Genomic DNA, 17,881 nt, shown 5'->3' on the forward strand with positions numbered 1-17,881 from the left:
TGGAGGGAAGACAAGTGAATATCGATATCAACGCGCTCAAAGGCATCGAAACGCAGCAGGGCATCCCGGTCGAGGACCTGCTGGATACGATCGCCCGGGCGCTTTTGTCCGCTTACCGGGAGTTCAAAGAGGTTCCCGCGGGGGAGCGGATGCCTGCCACGGTGGAGATCGACACCGAAACCGGCGACGTGCGCGTGATGGTCAGCGAGTTCGACGAGGACGGCGAGGTGGTGTCGCAGTACGATGACACTCCGGCGAACTTCTCCCGCATCGGCGCGACCGCTGTGCGCGACGCGATCAAGGGGCGCCTGCGTCAGGCCGAGGCAGGCCGCGTGTACGACGAGTACGCTGGCTTCGAAGGTCAGGTCGTCTCGGGTCTCGTGCAGCGCGACGCGCAAGCCGAGGCTCGTGGCATCTCGATCGTGCAGCTGGGTACCGAGGCTGACCCGCAGGACGGCATCCTCCTGCCGGCGGAGAAGATTCCGGGTGAGGCGCTCAGCCACGGCGACCGCGTGAAGGCGTACGTGGTGGGCGTGAACCGGGAAGACAAGCGCGTGCAGGTGAACCTGTCCCGCACACACCCTGAGCTGGTGCGCGGCCTGTTCGCGCTCGAGGTGCCGGAGGTGGCCGACGGCTCGGTGGAGATCGTCGGCATCGCCCGCGAGGCTGGCCACCGCTCCAAGGTTGCGGTGCGCCCGACGGTGAAGGGCGTCAACGCCAAGGGCGCCTGCATCGGCCCGCGCGGTGCCCGCGTGACCAACATCATGCAGGCCCTTGGCGGAGAGAAGATCGACATCATCGATTACGACGAGGACCCGGCGAAGTTTGTCGGCAACTCGCTAGCGCCGTCGAAGGTAGTCAACGTGGAGGTCGTGGACCCCGACGCGCAGGTGGCTCGGGTGACGGTGCCGGATTACCAGCTTTCGCTGGCCATCGGCAAGGAGGGGCAGAACGCCCGCCTGGCTGCGCGGTTGACCGGCTGGAAGATCGACATCCGCTCCGACGCCGATACCGAGTAGGCGTTTTCCGCGCGCTGCCGCTGTCTGTTGGCAGGCCGCGCCCCGCTACAGGGCCCCGGCCACCGACAGCCCCAACACACTCGCAACCTGGGAGTATTCATCTCGCGTAATTTGGCGTAAGCTGTACTACGGCTTTGCGCCCGCGTCTTACAAGGAATGCTTTCGTAGGCGGGCGGCCAGAAACGCGCAGCACCGCGCGTTCGGCACTGTCGGCACCCGCGGCGAGCGGGAGGAAGGATACGGATGACTCAGACGCGCAAGCGCCCGATCCGTACCCGCACCTGTATCGCCACGCGGTCCGCGCTGCCGGACACGCAACTGCTCCGCGTGGTCGCCGACCCGGATGTACCCGGAAGGGTGCTCGCAGACCCAGCCAGGAAGCTGCCTGGCAGGGGAGCGTGGATTATTCCGACGATGGACGCGTTTGAGCTAGCGGAACAACGCCGGGCCTTTGGCCGGGCGCTCCGCTTGTCCACTGCGGTGGACCTAGGTCATGTACGTGAGTACTTGCAGAATGCATCTGCACGACCCAGACGAACAAAGGAAGACCGAACACTGATGAGTACGCAACCATGAAGCAGCATCAGCGATGAAAGTCACTGACCACGTCTAGGGGCCGGTACCCGTTTTCCGGTGCCGTCTCCTAGCGCAACCAAAGAGGAGACACGTGCCCGGAAAGCTACGCGTACACGAGTTGGCTAAGCAGCTCGGCGTAACAAGTAAGGAACTGCTCGCCACCCTGAAGGAACAGGGCGAGTTTGTGAAGACGGCTTCATCCACCATTGAGCCGCCTGTTGTAAAGAAGATGAAGGCCTACTACGAGGCCCAGAACGGCGGTGCGGAGAAGTCCGCTGAGGCGAAGGAAGAGCCCGCGCCGAAGAAGCCTCCGCTGAAGAAGCCGGGGCAGAACCGCACAGCAGCTCCGAAGCCGGGTGCGGCAAAGACGGCCGCGCCGAAGCCCGGTGCTGCTAAGTCGGACACCCCGGCTGACAAGGCTGAGAGCGACAAGGCGCAGCCCGCACCGAAGCCGACCCCTGCGGCGCCGAAGCCGCAGGCGGCAAAACCTGCTGCGCAGGAACCCGCCCCGAAGCCCGGCGCAGCTAAGCCTGGCGCACCGAAGCCCGGGGCCCCTAAGCCTGCAGCGAAACCCGGCGCAGCCAAGCCGGCAGCAGGCAAGCCGGGTACAGCCAAGCCGGCAGCAGCCAAGCCAGGCGCACCGAAACCTGCGGCGAAGAAGGAAGGCGGCCCGACCCCGGGTGGCATGCCGCGTCCGATGCCGAAGCCGGGCGGTCGCCCGCGCGTGGCGAACAACCCGTTCTCGTCCAACACCGGTGGGCAGCGTCCGCCGCGCCCGGGCGGTGGCCGTGGCGGTCAAGGCCAGGGCCAGGGCGGCCAAGGGCAAGGCCAGGGTCAAGGCGGCCCGCGTCCGGGCGGTGCACGCCAGGGCGGCGGGAAGCGTCCGTCGCCTGCAGATATGGCGGCAGCTCCGTCGCCGACCCAAATGCCGTCGAAGGCGGCTCCGGCTGGCGGTCGCGGTCGCGGCGGCCAGGGCGGTGGCCGTGGCCGTGGTGGCCAGGGCGGTCCTGGTGGCCCGGGTCGTGGCGGTCCGGGCGGCGGCTTCCGCGGACGCGGCGGTCGTCGTGGCGGCACCGCGGGTGCTTTCGGGCGTCCGGGTGGTGCACCGGGTAAGCGTCGCAAGTCCAAGGGTCAGAAGAGGGCCGAGTACGAAGAGATGCACAAGCCGAACGTCATCGGTGGCGTTCGTCTGCCGGACGGCGGCGGTCAGACCGTGCGCCTGCGCCAGGGTGCAACTCTGAGCGACTTGGCGGAAAAGATTGGTACCGAGGCTTCGGCGCTCGTGCAGGCGCTGTTCAACCTGGGTGAGATGGTCACCGCGACGCAGTCGGTGTCTGAGGAGACGCTGCAGCTGCTCGGCGCGGAGATCAACTACGAGGTTGAGATTGTATCGCCGGAGGACGAGGACCGTGAGCTGCTCGAGTCCTTCGACCTGCAGTTCGGCGAGGACGAGGGCGGCGATGAAGCCCTCGAGCAGCGCCCGCCCGTGGTGTCCGTCATGGGCCACGTCGACCACGGTAAGACCCGCCTTTTGGACACGATCCGTAAGGCGAACGTGGGTAAGGGCGAGGCCGGCGGCATCACCCAGGGCATCGGCGCCTACCAGACCGAGGTGGAACTCGAGGACGAACCGCGCAAGATCACGTTCCTGGATACCCCGGGCCACGAGGCGTTTACCGCGATGCGTGCCCGCGGCGCGAAGTCGACCGACTTGGCCATCCTGGTGGTCGCGGCGGACGACGGCGTGATGCCGCAGACCGTTGAGGCGATCAACCACGCCAAGGCGGCTGAGCTGCCGATCGTGGTTGCGGTGAATAAGGTGGATAAGCCTGAGGCACAGCCGGACAAGATCCGCGGTCAGCTCACCGAGTACGGCCTCATCCCGGAGGAGTACGGCGGCGACACGATGTTCATCGACATCTCCGCGAAGCAGGGGCAGGGTATCGACGAGCTCTTGGAGGCCGTCCTGCTCACCGCAGACGCGGCGCTCGAGCTCACCGCTAACCCGGACATGGATGCCCAGGGTCTGGCTATCGAGTCGCACCTGGACCGTGGCCGCGGCCCGGTGTCTACCGTCATCGTGCAGCGCGGTACCTTGCGCGTCGGCGACTCCATCGTGGTCGGCGGCAACTTTGGTCGCGTGCGTCGCATGCTCGACGAGTGGGGCCAGGACGTTGAAGAAGCTGGCCCGTCCCGTCCGGTGCAGGTCCAGGGTCTCAACGGCGTGCCGGGCCCGGGCGACAACCTGCTCGTGGTGGAGGACGACCGTGTTGCCCGCCAGATCGCGGCGCAGCGCGACGCCCGCCACCGGGCGGCGATGCAGGCTCGCACCAAGAAGCGTGTCTCCCTGGAGAACCTGGATCAGGCGCTCAAGGAGACGAGCCAGCTCAACCTCATCCTCAAGGGCGACAACGCGGGTTCCGTGGAGGCGCTCGAGGAGGCGCTTCTGGGCATCGAGGTCGACGACGAGGTCGAGGTGAACATCATCGACCGCGGTGTCGGTGCGATCACCCAGACCAATGTCACCCTGGCCGCCGCGTCGGATGCTGTGATCATCGGCTTCAACGTCCGTGCGGACGGCAAGGCGACCGAGGAAGCGAACAACGAGGGTGTGGAGATCCGCTACTACTCGGTGATCTACAACGTCATCGAGGATGTGGAGAACGCGCTCAGGGGCATGCTCAAGCCGATCTACGAGGAGCGCGATCTGGGCGAGGCGGAGATCCGCCAGATCTTCAAGGCGTCCGCCGTCGGCCTCATCGCCGGTTGCATGGTCACCGAGGGCAAGGTCAAGCGGGGCGCGAAGGTGCGCCTCGTGCGCGACGGCAACGTTGTCACCCCGGACGCGACGATCGACTCGCTGCGCCGCGAGAAGGACGACGTCACCGAGGTGGCGAAGGGTTACGAGTGCGGTATGGTCCTGTCCTACCCGGACATCCAGACCGGCGACCTCATCCAGAGCTACGAGATGGTGGAAGTGCCGCGCGATTAATCAGGCGGCAGCGAAACGTCGTAAAGCAAAATGCCCCGAACCCCGCCTCGAGCAGGCGGGGTTCGCCCATTACACTGTGAGAAGTTTTGAAACGAAGGAGTTGACATGGCAGACAACCCCCGCGCGCAGCGGCTGGCCAAGCAGATTCAGACCATCGTCGCGCAGGCGATCGAGCGCGAGATCAAGGACCCGCGTCTCGAGCTGGTCACTGTCACCGACGTGCGCGTGACCGGTGATCTGCACGATGCCACCGTGTACTACACGGTGCGCGGGCGCGACATCAACGACGAGCCGGATTACGACCAGGCCGCGGAGGCGCTCAACCGCGCCCGCGGGCAGATCCGCAAGATTGTCGGCGATCAGCTCTCCGTGCGCTTCACGCCCACGATCACCTTCGAACGCGACCAGGTGCCGGAGGCCTCCGCGCACATGGAGGAGCTGCTCAACCGCGCCCGCGCGCGCGACGAGGAGCTGGCGAAGCTGCGCGCCAACGCGAAGCCGGCTGGCGACGCGGACCCGTACAAGCGCTCTGGCGAGGAGGACTAGGGTGCCGAAGGCATCACTGTTCCCGGAGGCGCATGACGAGTTCGCGTCGGCTGCGGACCTGTTGCGCGCCCAGGGCGAGGTGGCCGTAGTCGCCCACGTGCGCCCCGACGCCGACGCGGTCGGTTCCGCCTGCGCGCTCGCGGCCGGGCTGAACCAGATCGGCGTGCAGGCCAAGGCGTACATCGGCCAACCCTTGCCGCACTCCGCGAATTTGCGCACCGTGCCGGGCGTGGAGGACATCGCGTACGGCGACCCGGTGCCGGCCGGGGCGTTTGTGGTGACGGTGGACTGCGCTTCCATCGACCGTACCGGCGGCCACCAGGAGCTCATCGAAGCGGACCCGTCACGCGTGCTGGTCATCGACCACCACGCCACCAACCCGGGCTTCGGCGGGCACAACCTGATCGTGGAGTCCGAATCCACCACCGCGATGGTGCGCGAGCTGTTTTTCCACCTGGGCGTGGAGCTGGACTACGAGCTGGCGTACCAACTGTACGCGGGCCTGGTTACGGACACTGGCAGCTTCAGGTGGGGCACGCCGCGCATGCACGTGCTCGCCGCGGAGCTCATGGCGCACGGGTTGAACACGCGCCAGATCGCGCTCGATCTCATGGACACGATGAGCGCGGTGGACCTGCAGCTCATGGGCGCGGTGCTTGCGGAGACGCAGGTGCTGCCGGTGAAGGGGCTGACACTTGCGATCATCACCATCGCCACCCCGGTTCTGGCGCGGATGAGCCAGACCACGGTGGAGGCGATCATCGATTACGCTCGCTCGCTCGAGGGCACCGACGTGGGTGTGGTGTTCAAGGAACAGGCACCCGGCTACTGGGCGGCGTCGTTGCGCTCGACTGCTATCGACGCTTCCGCAGTGGCCAAGACCCTCGGCGGCGGCGGCCACCACGCCGCTGCTGGCTATTCTGCCGCGGGGCGCAGGGAGGACATTGTGCGCGCGCTTGTCGACGCCCTGCCGGACACCACCGCCCCCGCGAACGCATGACGGGGCAGGGAAGTGGGCGGCAAGCGGCCGCTGCGTCGCCAAGCGCGCGCGACATCCTCGCGCTCGCGCTTCCTGCGCTGGGCGTGCTCGCGGCGATGCCGCTGTACCTGCTGCTGGATACCGCCGTGGTGGGCCGGCTTGGTACCGCGCAGCTCGCGGCACTCGCCGCCGGCACCGCGATCCAGTCAACGGTGACCACCCAGCTGACGTTTCTTTCCTACGGCACGACGGCGCGCAGCTCGCGCTTCTTCGGGCAGGGCAGGCGCGACAAGGCCGTCGCGGAGGGCGTGCAGGCCACGTGGGTGGCGCTTGGCGTCGGCGCGCTGCTGGGGCTGGTGGTGTGGGTGTTCGCCCAGCCGCTCGCGCAGATGCTCGCTGGCGACTATGAGACCTCGGTGCGCTCCGCGCAGTGGCTTCGCGTGTCCGCGTTCGCCATCCCGCTGACGCTGACCATCATGGCCGGCAACGGCTGGATGCGCGGCGTGCAGAACACGCGCCGGCCGTTCCTGTTCACGCTCGCAGGCGTGATCCCGGGCGCGGCCGCGCTGCCGGTGTTGGTGGACCGCTTCGGCCTGGTCGGCTCCGCGTGGGCGAACCTGCTCGGCATGGGGATCACCTCGGCGCTGTTCGTGGTGCACCTCGTGCGTGAGCACGGCGCGTACTCCGGCGATTGGGCGCCGCGATGGTATGTGATCCGCGAGCAACTGGTGCTCGGCCGCGACTTGATTTTGCGCTCGCTGTCCTTCCAGATCTCGCTGCTCGCGGCCGCAGCGGTTGCGGGCCGTTTCGGCGTGGTGGCGCTCGCCGCCCACCAGCTCATGTTGCAGCTGTGGAACTTCCTCACGCTCGTGCTCGACTCGCTGGCGATTGCCGCGCAGACGCTCACCGGTTCCGCGCTCGGCCGCGGTGGCGCCGCTCAGGCGCGCGCGGTGGGCGTGAAGACGGTGCAGTACTCCATGGTGTTCTCCGTCGTGCTTGCCGCCGTGTTCGCGCTGTTCGGCACACAGATTCAGTCGATCTTCACCCGAGACGACGCGGTGATCGACGCGCTCGGTGTGCCGTGGTGGCTGCTCATCGCCATGATCGTGCTCGGCGGCGTGGTTTTCGCGCTTGACGGCGTGCTGCTAGGCGCCGCCGACGCCGCGTTCCTGCGCAACCTCACGCTGTTCTCCCTGCTTGGTGTGGCGCTGCCTATCATCCTGGCGTCCTACGCATTCGGCTGGGGGCTCACCGGTATCTGGGTGGGGCAGCTGGGCCAGGTGCTCGCACGCTTGGTGGGCGTGGTGTGGCGCTTTAACTCGATGAAGTGGGCTGAAAACGCGCTCGCGGATGGTAGGAATTAAGGCCATGACCACCACCCTTTGGGCGGTGAGCGACCTGCACGCCGCGGTAAAGCTCAACGGCCCGCAAATCGACGCGATTCAACCGCGCGACCCGTCTGACTGGCTCATCGTGGCCGGCGACGTGGCGGAGCGGCCCGAGCTCATCGTGCAAGTGATGAAGCAGCTCGCGGAACGCTTCGACACCGTGGTGTGGGTGCCGGGCAACCACGAGCTGTTCTGCAAGTCCACCGACCGGCACCGTGGGCGCGACAAGTACGCCTACCTGGTGCAGGCGATGCGCGGCATTGGGGTGGTTACCCCGGAGGACCGCTACCCGGTTTTCGGCGGGGTGACCATCTGCCCGCTGTTCACGCTCTACGATTACTCGTTCCGCGCCCGCCACCTCTCCGTCGAAGACGCGGTGGCCGCCGCGAAAGAGAAGAACGTGATGATGACGGACGAGTTTGCCATCGCCCCGTTCGTCGACGTGCGCGCCTGGTGTTGGGACCGCCTGGCCTACACCACGAAGCGGCTTTCGCGTATCGACGGGCCCACGGTGCTGGTAAACCACTGGCCGCTCGTGCACGAGCCGGTGGAACAAATGATGTGGTCTGAGATCGCGCTGTGGTGCGGCACCCGGCACACCCGGACGTGGGCGCAGCGCTACAACGCTCAGGCCGTGGTCTACGGCCACCTGCACCTGCCGGGTGTGACCACCGTGGACGGGGTGGACCACATCGAGGTCTCACTCGGTTACCCGCGCGAGTGGCAGCACCGCGGCCACGACATCGCGTTCCCGTACCCGGTGATGGAGGTGGAGCAGTGATGCAGGACGTTTCCCTGTTCCCGCCGGAAGCCCGGTGCGTGTTCTTCCTCACCGACGACGCTGGCGACCTCACCCACTACCGCGACCTCCACCCGGATGAGCGCAAGGCGGTCAGCGAAGCCGTCGACGTGCGTAAGGGCGAGTTCGGCGACGCCCGCTGGTGCGCCCACGAGGCGCTCAAGGAACTCGGCGTCGACGCCGCCGGGGCGATCCTGCGCGGCGAGCGCGGCATGCCGATGTGGCCGGCCGGCTTCACCGGCTCGCTCACGCACACCGACGGGCTGCGAGCAGCGGTGGCCGCGCCGACGCGCCACGTGCGATCCATGGGGCTTGACGCGGAGCCCGCAGAACCACTCCCGGAGGGCGTGCTGGGCTCCATCGCGTCAGACACGGAGGCCGCGATGGTGGCGCGGATGCGCGAGCGCGGCCACGCCTGGGCTGACCGGCTGCTGTTCTGCGCGAAGGAAGCCACCTACAAGTGCTGGTACCCGATGACCAGACGCTGGCTGGATTTCTCCGAGGCGGAGATTGAGATCCGCGCCGACGGCACGTTCGTCTCCCAGCTTTTGGCCCGCCCGGCACCGGTCCACGCGTTTGAGGGCCGCTGGGTGGTGCGCGGCGGCTACGTGGTCGCCTCCACCTACGTGCGCTAAGCCGCGCGCGAGCAGCAGCTAGCAGCACCAAGCACCCAGCAGTTACAGCACTACCAGCTACAGCGTCGAGGGCCGCGCCACGAAGGTGGTGGCCAGGCGTTTGCCTTTCTCCTCCACGAGCGCCACCACGCGCCCGTCGGGTCCCTGCGCCGCGTGCACGCCTTTCAATCCCCGCGGCTCGAGCCACTTACCCATGGCGAGAGCCGAGTACTCGTCCGCGGTGACGCCCAGCACCGGCCAGGCACGGGTCAGCGCCTCGTCCATGGTGAGCGTCATCTCGGGGCAATCAGCCAGCGCATCCAGGTTGGCGGCGTCGGTGATGGGGAAGGGGCCGACGCGGAGCCGTCGCAAAGCAATCAAATGCCCCCCGACGCCCAGATCCTCCCCTAAGTCGCGCGCCAACGAGCGGATGTAGGTGCCGGAGGAACAATGCACCTCAACGTCGACGTCCACGAACTCGCCTGCGCGCCGAATTTCGGCGATGTCGAAGGAATGCACCGTCACCGGCCGCGCCGGAATGTCTACCTCCTCGCCTGCGCGCGCCAGTTCGTGCGCGCGCCGCCCGTCGATCTTGATCGCGGACACCTTCGACGGCACCTGCATAATCTCGCCCGTCAGCGCCCGCACACCCACACGGATCGCTTCCTCGCTCACCCCAGACGCATCTTGCTTATCGACGATTGCCCCTTCCGCATCATCCGTCGCCGTCGAAGCGCCCAAACGGATGGTGGCCGCATACACCTTGTCCAGGCCAACGAGGTGGGCGAGCAGCTTCGTGCCACGTTCGATGCCCGCCACGAGCACACCCGTGGCCATCGGGTCCAGGGTTCCGGCGTGGCCGACCTTGCGGGTGGAAAACGCCCGGCGCAGGCGGGCCACCACGTCGTGCGATGTCATACCGGCGGGCTTGTCTACCACCACGATGCCGGAGTGGGCGAGGGGATCGTTCATATCTCACGAGTATGCCGTAGGGTGTTCGCCGTGGATATTTTGCGCGGGTTGGCCAGTGTGCCGGAGACGCTCCGGGCGTCCGGCTGCGTGGTGACCATCGGCGTCTTCGATGGCGTGCACCGCGGCCACCAGCTGCTCATCTCCAAGGCGGTGGAAGTCGCGCGGGCGGCGGGGCTGCCGTGCGTGGTGATGACGTTTGACCCGCACCCCGTAGAGGTCTTCGCTCCCGAGCAGGCGCCCGCGGCGCTGATGAGCCTGGATGAGCGCGCGAAGCACATCGCTGAGCTGGGCGTGGATCACCTTTTGGTCATCGATTTCCGCGTGGAGCTCGCCGGCATGAGCCCGCAGCAGTACGTCGAGGACGTGCTGGTTGAACGCATCGACGCACGGCACGTGGTGGTGGGGGAGAACTTCACCTTCGGCCGCGACGCCGCGGGAACCTCGCACACCATGGTTGAGCTGGGGCAGCAGGCGGGTATCGACGTTACCGTGCTGAGCCTGTTGGAAAACGGCGGCGTGCGCGTGTGCTCAACTGCGATCCGCCAGGAGCTGGCCGGCGGCAACATCACCACCGCCACCGATTTCATGGGCCGGCCCTTTTCCGTCGTGGCAGAGGTGGAGCGCGGCGCGGGCCGCGGCGGGCGCGAGCTGGGCTACCCCACGGCGAACCAGTACGTGGAGGATTCCCGCGCAGTGCCTGCCGACGGCGTGTACGCGGGCTGGTTGACCATCGTCGACGGCGACACCGCAGGACCCATCAAGGGCGACATGGAGCCCGGCGTTGCGTACCCGGCGGCAATCTCCGTGGGCACGAACCCCACCTTCGGGGACGAGCGCCGCAGCGTGGAGTCCTTCGTGCTGGACCGCGAGGCTGACTTGTACGGGCGCATCGCGCGCGTGGAGTTCGTGGATAAGGTCCGCGACATGGTGAAGTTCAACTCCGTCGACGAGCTGCTGGAGCACATGGCCCGCGACGTGGCCACCGTGCGCGATATCTTGGGGGCATGACCCGAAAACTCGTCCTGGATTTGGACACAGGCATTGACGACGCGCTCGCGCTGGCCTACGCGCTAGCCTCGGACGAGGTGGAGCTGATCGGGGTGACGTGCACTTACGGCAACGTCACCGTGGCGCAGTCCGTGCGCAACACTCTGGCCATCCTTCAGCTGTTCGGCCGCACCGATATTCCCGTCTACGCGGGCCCGGAGAAGCCGGGGTTCGAGGTGCAGGAGATCTCCGCGTTCATCCACGGCGAAAACGGCATCGGCGGGGTAGAGATCCCGGATGCCGCCCGTGAGGCGGAAGAGCTCGGCGCGGTGGAGTTCCTCGTCGGCGCCGTGCACGAATACGGCGACGACCTGGTTATCGTGCCGACCGGGCCTTCCACCACCATCGCCGCCGCGGTTGAGTCATCGAACTTCTTCCGCGAGCGCGCCCACATTGTGATGATGGGCGGGGCACTCACCGTGCCGGGCAACGTCACGCCCTGGGCGGAGGCGAACATCGCCCAAGACCCGCAGGCCACAGACACGGTATTTCGCATGCTTCGCGACGTGACGATGGTGGGACTCGACGTTACACTGAAAACGCTGCTCACCGCCGAAGAGACCGCGCAGTGGGCGGCACTTGGCACCGCCGGCGGCAACTTCCTAGCCGCCGTGGCGGACTATTACATCGGCGCCTACAAAACCACCTCGCCGCACCTTGGCGGCTGCGGGTTGCACGACCCGCTCGCGGTGGCGGTAGCTATCGATCCGGGGCTGGTGGACACCTTCGGCATCAACATGAAGGTGGACACCGAAGGCCCCACGCGGGGGCGCACCATTGGCGACGAGGCACGGCTGAACGACCCGGACAAACACGCCGCAGTCGCGCTGCGCGTCGACACCGCCGGTTTCCTGGAACGCCTGATGCACCGCACGACGGTTTTGGCCTTGTCCACGCCCGTCGTGTAACATTCCTCAAGGTCTTTTCGCCCAAGCGACTGCGGTTCGCGGCAGTTGGGGCGCGCGGCACAGGAGTATTCGTCTCCGGTCGCGGACTTGAACACGAAGCGCGGACTGAAATAACTAAGGAGATTCCTCATGGCTCTGACCACTGAGAAGAAGGCTGAGATCCTCAAGGCCTACGGCCTGCACGAGACCGACACCGGCTCCCCGGAGGCACAGGTTGCGCTGCTCACCGAGCGCATCAACAACCTCACGGAGCACCTGAAGAGCCACCAGCACGACCACCACTCCCGTCGTGGTCTGCTGCTCATGGTTGGTCGCCGCCGCGGCCTGCTGAAGTACCTGCGCGAGAACAACGTGGACCGCTACCGCGACCTCATCGCGCGTCTGGGTCTGCGCCGCTAAGCGGGAGCTCGTCGATAAGCTAAGCGCAAAAATAACGCCTCACCTGCATGGTGGGGCGTTTTTTGCTATCATCGTTGCCCGTTCGAAGAATTACGACAATGGCGGCAACGACGACCGCCGAAGGAGAAGGATTTTCTTTGTCCACGTTTAACCCCAAAAACTCGTACGAGGTAGTTGTCGACGAAGATTTCGGAATCACCGAGGCAGTAGCCACCCTGGATAACGGCGATTTCGGCGAGCGCACCATCCGCTTTGAAACCGGGCAGCTCGCGCGCCAGGCCGACGGGTCCGTGACCACCTACCTCGACGACGACACGATGCTTCTGGCCACCACCACCGCATCGAACCAGCCGCGCGAGGGCTTCGACTTCTTCCCGCTGACGGTTGATGTGGAAGAGCGCATGTACGCCGCTGGCAAGATCCCGGGCTCGTTCTTCCGCCGCGAAGGCCGCCCGTCCACGCAGGCAATCCTGGCGTGCCGCCTGATCGACCGCCCGCTGCGCCCCACCTTCGTCAAGGGCCTGCGCAACGAGGTCCAGGTTGTGATCACCGTGATGTCGCAGCACCCGGAGGAGTACTACGACGTCGTGGCAATCAACGGCGCTTCCGCCGCGACCCAGCTGTCCGGCCTGCCGGTCTCCGGCCCAGTGGGTGGCGTGCGCATGGCGCTCATCGCCGACGACAAGCACCCGGAGGGCCAGTGGGTCGCCTTCCCGAACCACGAGGAGCACGAGCGCTGCCTGTTCGAGATGGTCGTCGCTGGCCGCATGGTGGAGCGCAAGCGCGGCAAGAAGACCGTGGAAGACGTTGCCATCATGATGGTGGAGGCGGGCGCCGGTGTGAACGTCGTTGAGCAGGTCAAGGCGGGTCGCCCGGCGCCGACGGAGAAGACCGTCGCGGAGGGCCTGGAGGCTGCGAAGCCGTTCATCGAGACGCTGTGCCGCGCCCAGCGCGCGCTCGCAGACCAGGTGTCGAAGGAGGCAAAGGAGTTCCCGCTCTTTCCGCCGTACTCCGACAAGGTCTTCGACGCGGTGGAGAAGAAGGCCGCGAAGAAGCTGTCCAAGCTGATGACCATCGCCGGCAAGGCCGAGCGCGAGGACGCCACGAACGACTTCATGGAAGAGGTCGAAGAGGACCTGCTGGACAAGTTCGACATTGACGACGATGACCGTGAGGAGCTCGCCGCCGCGTCGAAGGAAATCCGCGCCGCCTACAACGCGGTGCAGAAGCAGATCGTGCGCGAGAAGATTCTGAAGGACGGCTTCCGTATCGACGGCCGCGGCGTGACCGACATCCGCGACCTGGAGGTCGAGGTTGAGCTCATCCCGCGCGCGCACGGCTCTGCGCTGTTCGAGCGTGGCGAGACCCAGATCCTGGGCGTGACCACCCTCGACATGCTGAAGATGGAGCAGCACCTCGATTCGCTGCACCCTGAGGAGTCGAAGCGCTACATCCACCACTACAACTTCCCGCCGTACTCCACGGGTGAGACGGGCCGCGTGGGTTCGCCGAAGCGCCGCGAGATCGGCCACGGCGCGCTGGCCGAGCGCGCGCTCGTGCCGGTGATCCCGTCGCGCGAAGAGTTCCCGTACACCATCCGCCAGGTCTCCGAGGCGCTGGGCTCGAACGGCTCGACCTCCATGGGTTCCGTGTGCGCGTCGACGTTGTCGCTGTACAACGCGGGTGTGCCGCTGGCTGCCCCGGTGGCGGGCATCGCGATGGGCCTGGTGTCCGGCGAGGTGGACGGCGAGACCGAGTACGTCGCGCTCACCGACATCCTGGGCGCGGAGGACGCGTTCGGCGACATGGACTTCAAGGTCGCCGGCACGCCCGAGTTCATCACGGCGCTGCAGCTGGACACGAAGCTCGACGGCATCCCGTCCGACGTGCTGGCCGGCGCGCTCGAGCAGGCGCGCGACGCACGCGCCACCATCCTGGAGACGATGGCCGAGGTCATCGAGGGCCCGGACGAGATGAGCCCGCTGGCCCCGAAGATCACCACCGTCAAGGTGCCCGTGTCCAAGATCGGCGAGGTCATCGGCCCGAAGGGCAAGACCATCAACCAGATCACCGAGGACACCGGCGCCGAGGTTTCCATTGAGGACGACGGCACCGTGTTCGTCTCCGCCGCCAGCGGCGAAGCAGCGGACGCCGCGATTGAGAAGATCAACGCGATCGCGAACCCGCAGCTGCCGAAGGTGGGCGAGCGCTACCTGGGCACCGTGGTAAAGACCGTGGCGTTCGGCGCGTTCGTGTCCATCCTGCCGGGCACCGACGGCCTGATCCACATCTCCAACCTGGGCGGCAACACCCGCGTGGAGAACGTCGAGGACGTGATCAACGTTGGCGACAAGGTTGAGGTGGAAATCCGCGACATTGACAACCGCGGCAAGATCTCGCTTGTCCCGGTCGAAGAGGATGACGCGTAAGCACTTCGCTTATCGACGTTAACGCCCCCGCTTTGGCCTGCCACACCGGTTAATGCGGGGGCGTTTGCTCGTCGTCAAGCAATTGCTCTTCATTGCTGTCACCGTGCCCCATGAGTTCGTCTCTTCGGTGCCAGGCGTAGAGACCGGCACCCGGCGAAAGGCCAATCAGCAGGCCCCACCGCCCCTTCGACTGCTCGTCGAGCTCGGAGTCCCGGATCGAACGCAACGTGGAGTACAGCGCCACCCCGCCGAGCACGATCATGATGACAAGGAAGGCGATACCTGCCCAGCCCGCTGCCGTCATAAGCTTTCCCTCCTTCTCGCTACTGCTGGATGTCCACCACCAGGCGAATCGGGTTCTGCAACGCGTAGACGTTATACGGGCGCTGCGTATCCAGGCCGATGATGTACTGCGTGTCCGCCTCGAACACCCCGCCGTGCGTGATGCCCTTGACGTTGCCCGCGCCGATATCCATCGGGCCCGCCTTGATCAAGTCCTCCCGCGCGGGCATCGACCCCATCGGGGTGCCCTGGATCATCAGCTCCAGGTACGCGTTGCCTGCCACATCCATGGGCAGGCCGGAGGCTTGCTGCAGCGGCTCGGGCGTATAGCCGGTGATGAAGCCGGGGGAGCCGGTGCCAGTGAACTCGAACACCACCCGGTCGTAGCCGTCGTGGCTGCCCGCTCGCACGTCGGCGATCGTCAGATCGGTACCCTGCGCCTGGGGCACGCGACGGTCTTCGATGGTGTAGTTTGCTCCGCCTGCTTGCCCACCTGTCTGCCCTTCTGCCTGTCCGGCAGCCGGGGCGACCGGGGAGGCCTCCTTGGTCACGGTTTCGGTTTCCGTCTCCGGCTTCGCTGTGGTGGTGGACACCGACACCGGTGCAGATGTTTCCGCCTCCGGCAGCTCGTCCTGCTGTGCTGGCGAGCAGGCGCTCGCGCCAAGCGCGACGGCGATTACCGGGGCGATTGCGTACAGGCTCTTTCGTCTCATGTCCTCAAGGGTAGTGGCCTCGGCTGTCGGAGGGGCTCCGTTGCCAGGGGCTCATTCGCCGGCCTACTGCTGAAAGTCGATGACCAGGCGAGTCGGGTCGGCGAGTACGAACGCGCGGTACGGGCGCTCGCGGTCCAGCCCGATGAAGTACTCCGTCGCACCACCCAACGCGGCGTGCGAGCTGGGGTGATAGATGTCCGCAACGTTACCCGCGGCCTGCTCCAGCGAGTACGCTCGCCCGCTATCGGAATCGGTGCCGCGAATCTCCAGCCGTAGAAACGCGTCGCCGCCGACCGGGGCGGGGGAGTTCTCGCCGTGGGGCACGGGCGCCGAGACCCAACGCGTGGTGAATCCGGGAGCGGCGGCGCCGTCGTTGAACTCGTAGACCACCCGGTCGAAGCCTTCGTGGGAGCCGGTGCGGATTTCCATGATGGTCAGCCCGCTGCTCGGACCGTCGATCTCGCGACGCTGCGTCTGGAAGCTGCTGCCTTCAGTGTCCGGGGAGGTCAGCGGAGCTTCGGCGGCCGGAGTCTTTTCCTGTTCGGGCGAAAGTTCAGCGTTCGTTTTCGTCTCGCTCCCCGGCACAGCCTCCGGCGCAGTCTTCGGTGTAGGCTTCGGCGCCGAGCTGATGCGCGTGAACTGTTGGGGTGCCGGCTCGGACGTCTCGCTCGGGCTCGAGGTGCACGAGGCGAGCAACAGGGACGGCAGTAGCACGCAGGCGAGGCGACGGTTGAGCATTCCTCAAGCATAACCGCGTCGGCGCGGGCGCTAGCATGGCGGTCAAGCAAGACGCGAAAGGAGACGCATGATGAAGGTCGGAGTTTTGGGGGCAAACGGCAGGGTCGGTTCGGCTGTGTGCGAGGGGGTGGAGAAAGCTGCGGGGCTCGAGCTCGCCGCGCGCATTGATCGTGGGGATGATTTGCAGCAGCTTATCGACGCTAAAGTGGACGCCATCGTCGACTTCACCACGCCGAATGCCGTGATGGACAACCTGGAGTTCTGCATTAACAATGGTATCCACTGCGTGGTGGGCACCACCGGTTTCGACGAGGAGCGTTACGCGCAGGTGCGTGCTTGGTGCGAAGACAACGAGGGGGTCGGCGTGCTCATCGCCCCGAACTTCGCCATCTCCGCGGTGCTCACCATGGCGTTCGCCCGCCAGGCAGCACCGTACTTCGAGTCGGCGGAGGTTGTGGAGTTCCACCACCCGAACAAGCTGGACGCACCGTCCGGCACCGCGGTGAAGACGGCGCAGGGCATCGCTGAGGCGCGCCGCGAGGCGGGCATGGACGCTGCCCCGGACGCCACCGAGAAGGCCCTCGACGGTGCGCGCGGCGCCGACGTGGACGGCGTGAAGGTCCACGCTGTGCGCATGAGCGGCATGGTGGCGCACGAGGAGGTCATCTTCGGCACGCTGGATCAGTCGCTGACCATCCGTCAGGACTCCTACGGGCGCGAGTCGTTCGTCCCGGGTGTGATCACGGGGCTGCGCGAGGTTGCCGGCCACCCGGGCTTGACCGTGGGCCTGGACGCCTACCTGGGTCTGTAATGCTGGACGTAACTCTCGTTGCCGCCACGCAGTTCCACGGCCCCGCAGCCGATACGGTGGCCACGGACGCGGAGGCGGCGGTGGAGTACGCCGCCCGTTTGCACGGCAGCTCGCTTCCTCCCGCGGCGTTGTTGCGCCAGCTTATCGACGACTCCGATGCCGCCGCCCTCGAGCACGCGACCGCAACCATGCATTTGAGCGGCATCTCGCGCGATGCGGCCTACGTGGTCGCCGCGCACACGGGTTTCGCGGTGACCAGCCGCGACAAGGACGCAACCTTGATCCCGGCCGCGATTGCGGAGGACGAAGAGCTGTCGCGCATCTTTACCTCCGCGGTAGAGGAAGCGGCGTTTGTCCGCGACGAGCTCGTGCACGCACTCGAGGAAGCGATGGCGGACGAGCCGAACGCGCTGGCGCGTCGCAAAGCTGCCCGTCAAGCGGCCGACGCTGTGCTGCCGGCAGCCCGCGAGACGGAGCTCGTGGTCACCGGAAACTACCGGGCGTGGCGCGAGTTCATCGCGGCGCACACCGGCGAGTTCGAGCACCCGGAGATCAACGCGCTCGCGCGGGCGTGCCTGCAGGTGTTGAAGGTCCAGGCGCCGTTGCTGGTGGAGGATTTGGGCGACGGGGCCCGTCGATAAGCAATTGCGATTGCGTACCGGGTATCCT

18 protein-coding genes are annotated in these 17,881 nt (G+C 66.7%); 14 read left to right on the forward strand and 4 right to left on the reverse strand.

Translation table 11 applies throughout. The features are described 5' to 3' along the window. The first annotated feature begins 14 nt into the window (after positions 1-14). The 8 genes from nusA (at position 15) to HWX32_RS04140 (ending at position 8,934) form a co-directional block, all read left to right on the forward strand. Positions 15-1,019 (forward strand): transcription termination factor NusA, encoded by a 1,005-nt coding sequence (nusA, locus tag HWX32_RS04105; RefSeq protein ID WP_175934817.1) that lies wholly within the window; start codon positions 15-17, stop codon positions 1,017-1,019. 243 nt (positions 1,020-1,262) lie between these two features. Further along, positions 1,263-1,595: a YlxR family protein gene (locus HWX32_RS04110; protein ID WP_082259900.1), complete on the forward strand. Its 333-nt coding sequence runs from the start codon at positions 1,263-1,265 to the stop codon at positions 1,593-1,595. Positions 1,596-1,686: 91 nt separating this feature from the next. Continuing rightward, positions 1,687-4,587, forward strand: a complete 2,901-nt coding sequence (gene infB / locus HWX32_RS04115) for a translation initiation factor IF-2 (RefSeq protein ID WP_175934818.1) — start codon at positions 1,687-1,689, stop codon at positions 4,585-4,587. Between the two features lie 105 nt (positions 4,588-4,692). Continuing rightward, positions 4,693-5,133 (forward strand): 30S ribosome-binding factor RbfA, encoded by a 441-nt coding sequence (gene rbfA, locus HWX32_RS04120; RefSeq protein WP_075468941.1) that lies wholly within the window; start codon positions 4,693-4,695, stop codon positions 5,131-5,133. 1 nt (position 5,134) lies between these two features. Continuing rightward, the gene (locus tag HWX32_RS04125) at positions 5,135-6,133 is read left to right on the forward strand and encodes a bifunctional oligoribonuclease/PAP phosphatase NrnA (RefSeq protein WP_254868259.1); all 999 of its coding nucleotides are present in this window, start codon (positions 5,135-5,137) and stop codon (positions 6,131-6,133) included. After that, on the forward strand, positions 6,130-7,476 hold the full coding sequence (locus HWX32_RS04130; protein ID WP_175934819.1) for an MATE family efflux transporter: 1,347 nt from the start codon (positions 6,130-6,132) through the stop codon (positions 7,474-7,476). Before HWX32_RS04125 ends, HWX32_RS04130 begins: the two co-directional genes overlap by 4 nt. A 4-nt stretch (positions 7,477-7,480) precedes the next feature. Next, positions 7,481-8,281: a metallophosphoesterase gene (locus HWX32_RS04135; protein WP_175934820.1), complete on the forward strand. Its 801-nt coding sequence runs from the start codon at positions 7,481-7,483 to the stop codon at positions 8,279-8,281. Further along, positions 8,281-8,934, forward strand: coding sequence for a 4'-phosphopantetheinyl transferase (locus HWX32_RS04140; RefSeq protein WP_075468938.1), 654 nt, complete (start codon positions 8,281-8,283; stop codon positions 8,932-8,934). The genes HWX32_RS04135 and HWX32_RS04140 overlap by 1 nt, the downstream gene beginning before the upstream one ends. Before the next feature lie 57 nt (positions 8,935-8,991). Here the strand turns inward: HWX32_RS04140 and truB are convergent, their stop codons facing one another. Continuing rightward, positions 8,992-9,885 carry a tRNA pseudouridine(55) synthase TruB gene (truB, locus tag HWX32_RS11195; RefSeq protein ID WP_175934821.1) on the reverse strand — a complete coding sequence of 298 codons (894 nt, stop codon included), beginning with the start codon at positions 9,883-9,885 and terminating at the stop codon, positions 8,992-8,994. Positions 9,886-9,915: 30 nt separating this feature from the next. On the opposite strand from truB, the gene HWX32_RS04150 reads away from it, so the two are divergent. From HWX32_RS04150 to HWX32_RS04165, 4 genes are all read left to right on the forward strand, one after another. Then, positions 9,916-10,893, forward strand: coding sequence for a bifunctional riboflavin kinase/FAD synthetase (locus tag HWX32_RS04150; protein WP_175934822.1), 978 nt, complete (start codon positions 9,916-9,918; stop codon positions 10,891-10,893). After that, positions 10,890-11,840: a nucleoside hydrolase gene (locus HWX32_RS04155; RefSeq protein WP_075468936.1), complete on the forward strand. Its 951-nt coding sequence runs from the start codon at positions 10,890-10,892 to the stop codon at positions 11,838-11,840. The genes HWX32_RS04150 and HWX32_RS04155 overlap by 4 nt, the downstream gene beginning before the upstream one ends. 129 nt (positions 11,841-11,969) lie before the next feature. Continuing rightward, the gene (rpsO, locus tag HWX32_RS04160) at positions 11,970-12,239 is read left to right on the forward strand and encodes a 30S ribosomal protein S15 (RefSeq protein ID WP_075468935.1); all 270 of its coding nucleotides are present in this window, start codon (positions 11,970-11,972) and stop codon (positions 12,237-12,239) included. A 137-nt stretch (positions 12,240-12,376) separates the two neighbouring features. Continuing rightward, the gene (locus HWX32_RS04165; protein ID WP_254868260.1) at positions 12,377-14,668 is read left to right on the forward strand and encodes a polyribonucleotide nucleotidyltransferase; all 2,292 of its coding nucleotides are present in this window, start codon (positions 12,377-12,379) and stop codon (positions 14,666-14,668) included. A gap of 49 nt (positions 14,669-14,717) precedes the next feature. On the opposite strand, the gene HWX32_RS04170 is transcribed toward HWX32_RS04165, so the two are convergent. The 3 genes from HWX32_RS04170 to HWX32_RS04180 form a co-directional block, all read right to left on the reverse strand. Continuing rightward, positions 14,718-14,972 (reverse strand): hypothetical protein, encoded by a 255-nt coding sequence (locus HWX32_RS04170; protein WP_075468933.1) that lies wholly within the window; start codon positions 14,970-14,972, stop codon positions 14,718-14,720. A 19-nt stretch (positions 14,973-14,991) separates the two neighbouring features. Then, positions 14,992-15,663 carry a hypothetical protein gene (locus tag HWX32_RS04175; RefSeq protein WP_175934824.1) on the reverse strand — a complete coding sequence of 224 codons (672 nt, stop codon included), beginning with the start codon at positions 15,661-15,663 and terminating at the stop codon, positions 14,992-14,994. 63 nt (positions 15,664-15,726) lie between these two features. Next, on the reverse strand, positions 15,727-16,401 hold the full coding sequence (locus HWX32_RS04180; RefSeq protein ID WP_175934825.1) for a hypothetical protein: 675 nt from the start codon (positions 16,399-16,401) through the stop codon (positions 15,727-15,729). Positions 16,402-16,468: 67 nt separating this feature from the next. Here HWX32_RS04180 and dapB point away from each other — a divergent pair, with 67 nt between their 5' ends. Continuing rightward, positions 16,469-17,212 carry a 4-hydroxy-tetrahydrodipicolinate reductase gene (gene dapB / locus HWX32_RS04185; RefSeq protein ID WP_175934826.1) on the forward strand — a complete coding sequence of 248 codons (744 nt, stop codon included), beginning with the start codon at positions 16,469-16,471 and terminating at the stop codon, positions 17,210-17,212. Then, positions 17,212-17,853, forward strand: coding sequence for an FAD-dependent thymidylate synthase (locus tag HWX32_RS04190; protein WP_175934827.1), 642 nt, complete (start codon positions 17,212-17,214; stop codon positions 17,851-17,853). The genes dapB and HWX32_RS04190 overlap by 1 nt, the downstream gene beginning before the upstream one ends. Positions 17,854-17,881 lie beyond the last annotated feature (28 nt).

The organism is Corynebacterium sp. Marseille-P4321 (assembly GCF_903645305.1).
Classification (GTDB): Bacteria; Actinomycetota; Actinomycetes; order Mycobacteriales; family Mycobacteriaceae; genus Corynebacterium.